This window comes from Streptomyces spiramenti (assembly GCF_012034385.1).
GTDB classification, from domain to species: domain Bacteria; phylum Actinomycetota; class Actinomycetes; order Streptomycetales; family Streptomycetaceae; genus Streptomyces; species Streptomyces spiramenti.
In genome coordinates this window covers 1-4,408 of the sequence record NZ_JAAVJB010000321.1, presented here as the reverse complement: position 1 = coordinate 4,408, position 4,408 = coordinate 1, and the positions used below count along the sequence as shown (strand labels likewise).

Annotated in this window: 4 protein-coding genes; 3 read left to right on the top strand and 1 reads right to left on the bottom strand. The window is 75.4% G+C overall.

Features of this window, described 5'->3' with window-relative positions:
• A partial coding sequence (locus tag HCJ92_RS22475; protein WP_245241141.1) for a GlcG/HbpS family heme-binding protein occupies positions 1-546 on the top strand: 546 nt, incomplete at its 5' end.
• 345 nt (positions 547-891) lie between these two features.
• Here HCJ92_RS22475 and glnII read toward each other — a convergent pair.
• Entirely contained in the window at positions 892-1,911 is a 1,020-nt protein-coding gene (gene glnII, locus HCJ92_RS22470; RefSeq protein ID WP_167935440.1) for a glutamine synthetase, read from the bottom strand.
• Positions 1,912-2,057: 146 nt separating this feature from the next.
• On the opposite strand from glnII, the gene HCJ92_RS22465 reads away from it, so the two are divergent.
• Both HCJ92_RS22465 and HCJ92_RS25205 read left to right on the top strand, forming a co-directional pair.
• Positions 2,058-2,969, top strand: coding sequence for a Gfo/Idh/MocA family protein (locus HCJ92_RS22465; protein ID WP_167935439.1), 912 nt, complete (start codon positions 2,058-2,060; stop codon positions 2,967-2,969).
• Positions 2,970-3,812: 843 nt separating this feature from the next.
• Entirely contained in the window at positions 3,813-4,289 is a 477-nt protein-coding gene (locus HCJ92_RS25205) for a DUF2267 domain-containing protein (RefSeq protein ID WP_338054331.1), read from the top strand.
• Positions 4,290-4,408: the final 119 nt, after the last annotated feature.

Here is a 4,408-nt window from a genome sequence, read left to right as displayed (position 1 = left end):
CTCGGGCCCCGGAACGCCGTCCGCCCGCCGTCGCCGGGGCGCTGCGACGGTGGCCGCGGCGCGGGCGGCGGTCGCCCCGGCGTCGGGCCGGTGGTCTCCCGCCGGTCGGGCGGCGCCCACGGAAGGAGCGACGGCATGATCACGGTGGAGACGGTCTCCCTCGACGACGCGCGGCGCGTCATCGACGCGGGGGAGCGGGCGGCACGGGAGGCGGGTCAGCCCTGCAACATCGCGGTGGTGGACGTCGGGGGCAACCTCGTCGCCCATGTGCGCATGGACGGCGCCTGGATCGGCAGCATCGACATCTCGATCAACAAGGCGTTCACCGCGCGGGCCTTCGACCTCAGCACCGCCGACCTCGCGGACAACGCCGGCCCCGGGGACCAGTTCTACGGCATCGACGCCTCCAACCACGGCCGAGTGATGATCTTCGCGGGCGGGGTGCCGCTGCGCCGGGGCGAGCGCGTCGTCGGCGCGGTCGGGGTCAGCGGCGGCAGCGGCGAGCAGGACAGCGCCGTGGCGAGGGCCGCCGCCGACGCCCTCTGAGAGCGGCGTGGTGGAGACCCACGCCGGGTCCGCGACGCCGGCTGCGGTCGTCTGGTGCGTTGTCAGGAACGCGCGAAGACGACCCGGTATGTGGGCGCCCGTCCGCTGTGCCGACCGCATCCGACGCCGCGAGCCGATCCGACGCGGGGTCTCGAACACGCTCCGAGGGCCCGCCGCCCGGCCAGGGGACGGCTCCCGGGCCCGGGGCCGCCCTCCTCCCGGGCACGCCCCTCTCCCGGGGATGCCCGACGGCCGCCGCCGGGTGCGTCCGCCGGGGGATGGCGACGCGGCCGGTGACGGCCGTCAGGAGGGTGAACGCGGCCCCGCCGGGGCCGCGTTCCGGGGTCAGGCCAGTCCGGCCGACTCCAGCTCGGTGCAGCAGGTGTCCACCATGAGGCGCGTCACCACGTAGGGGTCGACGTTGGCGTTGGGGCGCCGGTCCTCGATGTAGCCCTTCTTGTCGCGCTCGACCTGCCACGGGATGCGGACCGAGGCGCCCCGGTCGGAGACGCCGTAGCTGTACTGGTCCCAGGGCGCCGTCTCGTGCGCGCCGGTGAGGCGGTCCTCGACGCCCACGCCGTACTGCTTGACGTGCTCCAGCGGCTTGCCGTCCTTGCCGAGGGCCTCGGCCGCCACGATGATCGCGTCGTACCCCTCGCGCATCGCGCGGGTGGAGAAGTTGGTGTGCGCTCCCGCGCCGTTCCAGTCGCCCTTCGCCGGCTTGGGGTCGAGCGTCGCGGACACCTTGTGGTCCTCGGCGGTGCGGTAGAGCAGCCAACGCGCCACCCACAGCTGGTCCGCGACCTCCAGCGGGGAGAGCGGGCCCACCTGGAACTCCCACTGGCCCGGCATGACCTCGGCGTTGATGCCGGAGATCCCCAGCCCGGCTTTGAGGCAGTTGTCGAGGTGCGCCTCGACGATCTCCCGGCCGTGGATCTCGTCGGCGCCGACGCCGCAGTAGTAGCCGCCCTGCGGCGCGGGGAAACCGCCCTCGGGGAAGCCCAGCGGGCGGGCGCCCTCGAAGAAGGTGTACTCCTGCTCGATCCCGAACAGCGGCTCCTGTCCGGCGAACCGCTCCGCCACCGGGCGCAGCAGCGCACGCGAGTTGGACTCGTGCGGGGTGCCGTCGGTGTGGAAGACCTCGCACAGCACGAGCTTGTCCTCCCCGCCGCGGATCGGGTCGGCGAAGACCGCCACGGGCGTCAGGACGCGGTCGGACGCGTGGCCCTCGGCCTGGTTGGTGCTGGAGCCGTCGAAGCCCCACTCGGGCGGCTCGACGCCATCGGCCACGATCTTCGTCTTGGAACGCAGCTTCGCGGTGGGCGCGGTGCCGTCGATCCAGATGTACTCGGCCTTGTAGCTCACGTCGGGTCCTCCGGGGGCCTTGCGGGCGGGTGCGGATACGCTGCCGCCACGATCCAGCCACCGGTTTTCCCGCCAGTTGCCCGCCTGTTAAACAGAGGTAACCGTCCCCGCCCGCCGGCGGGGCCGCCGAACAGGAGAGACCTCGTATGCGCATCGGACTGCTCGGCACCGGCCCCTGGGCCCGCCGCACCCACGGACCCTCCCTCGCCGCCCACCCCTCCGTGGAGCTGGCGGGGGTCTGGGGGCGTCGCCCCGAGGCCGCCCGTGACCTGGCCGACACACTCGGCACCCGCGCCCACGACGACGTGGACGCGCTACTGGACGACTGCGACGCCGTCGCCATCGCCCTTCCCCCGGACGTCCAGGCGCCGCTCGCGGTGCGCGCCGCCCGCGCGGGGAAGCATCTGCTCCTGGACAAGCCGATCGCCACCTCTGTCGACGGTGCGCGTGAACTCTCGGACGTCGTCGCCGAGACAGGCGTCGCCTCCGTCGTCTACTTCACGCTCCGCTTCAGCGAGGGACCGGCGCGCTGGGTGGGCGAGCAGCAGGCGGCCGGCGGCTGGTGGACCGGTGACGCCCGCTGGCTCTCCTCGATCTTCGCCGGTGGCGACAGCCCCTACGCGGCCTCGCCGTGGCGCCACGACCGCGGCGCGCTGTGGGACGTCGGCCCGCACGCGCTGTCGATGCTGCTGCCGGTCCTCGGCGACGTCGCCGAACTCGACGCGGTGCGCGGCCAGACCGGACCGGGCGACACCGTGCAGTTCCTGCTGCGCCACACCTCGGGCGCCGTCAGTACCGTCACCACCAGCCACACCGTGCCGCAGGCCGCCACCGAGGTCCTGGCCGAGGTGCGGGGGGAGTCCGGCGTCTCCCGGATGCCCGACTGGGACGGCAACGACCCGCAGGTGCCGTTCGGCAACGCCGTGGACGCACTGCTGCGCGCGGTGGACGGTGAACCGCACCCCTGCGACGCGAGGTTCGGCGCGCGGGTCACCGAGATCCTCGCGGCGGTCGAGGCGTCGCTGCCCGCCAAGTCCTCGCGGGGCGAGTCGGCCTGAGGCGTCGGGCGGAGGGCGGCGTCCGGCGCGCCCTCCGTCCCGCCCCGCTCCGGGCCGGTCGGGCCGACGGCCCGACCCGTCGGGCAGCGAGCCACCCGGTCTCCCGCACGGCCGTCCCACTCCGGCCGCCCACGGCGGTGCCGTCGTCGGTGAGCGCGATCGGGCCGCCGGACAGCCGCGGTGGCCGGCGGCGCGGTCGTCCCACCGGTCGCCGTGGCCCCGGGCCTTCGGCACCACCCCGCGCCCCCAACGCCACGGCTTCCGGTTGCGGGTCCGGGCGATCCCCATCGCTCCCGGCAGGGTCGGTGCCGCACGGCGAGAGGCCCACCGCGCTGTCCGTCTCCGCCGGGCCCGCGTCGCACGCCCTCGTCGCCCTGCACCTCCGCCGGGGCGCCGCCGGGCGATTCGAGCACCTCGGCCCCTCCGGACCCCGTGGCGCCGCAGGACGCGGCGGCGGGGTCATGGTCGACGCGTTCGCCTGCGGGGGGACGAACCGGGCGCCGCCGTCACAGCGCGTCGCCGACCGTCCGATCGGGTCCGAACGGTGTGGGGCCGTGTGGCCCACTCCGAGCGCGAGTTGGGCCCGTCGGCCGCCGGGCGCACCACCCCGACCGGTTCACTCGGTGTGATGTCGACCGCACCGCGCTCGAATCTGGTTTCCCCGCTCCCCGGAACGGGCAGCGACGAGTCATGGCCGTCGTCGCTGCCGGCCCGTCAGCCGCCGGAGTCCCGGTACGCGTGACGCGACGGCAGGAAGGAGCATGTCCTTCCCGCTGCGCTCCGCCCGGTGATCCGCGTGCTGCCCTCACTTCCGCCTCGGTTCTGACGCGAAAGGCACCGCCTGTGACGCACCCCCGCCCGCTCGCCGCCCAGCCCACCACCGTCCGCCTCGCCTCCGACGACACGGCCGCCTTCCACCAGTTCCTCGAACAGGTCCGGTACGAAGGCGCCTACCCCACTCGTGAGCGCGCCGAGGAGTCCGTGCGCCGCGTGCTCTCCGCCCTCGGCGGCCAGCTCGACCGTGCCGACCGCGCCGCCCTCGCAGGCTGCCTGCCCGGCCCCGCCGCGCGGCTGCTCACCCGGGCGCCCGCCGCCCCTCGCGGCCTCTCCGGCTGGGAGTTCGTCCAGGAGATGACCGAGCGCTGCGGCGGCAGCCCGGCCACCAACCGCTGGGACGTCGGCGCCGTGCTGCACGTCCTGGCGCGCGGTGCCGACCGCCCGGTGCTCGACCGCGTCATCGCCGCGCTGCCCGCCGGGTACGCGCTGCTGTTCGGCCGCCCCGAGCTGGTGGGGCGTCCCGAACTCGCTTCGGCGGCCTGAGGGCGGGCCGCTTCTTCCCACGGCCGCCTCCCGGGGGCGGCGGCCGGGCCGCGGGCGCTGACCGACCCCACGGCCGTGCACAGGCAGCAGGACCGGCGCCCACCCGCATCGCGGGTGGG

What these genes read in the sequence shown, in the direction of transcription:
- HCJ92_RS22465 (WP_167935439.1), top strand. Translation starts at nt 2,058, where the DNA reads ATGCGCATCGGACTGCTCGGCACCGGCCCCTGGGCCCGCCGCACCCAC.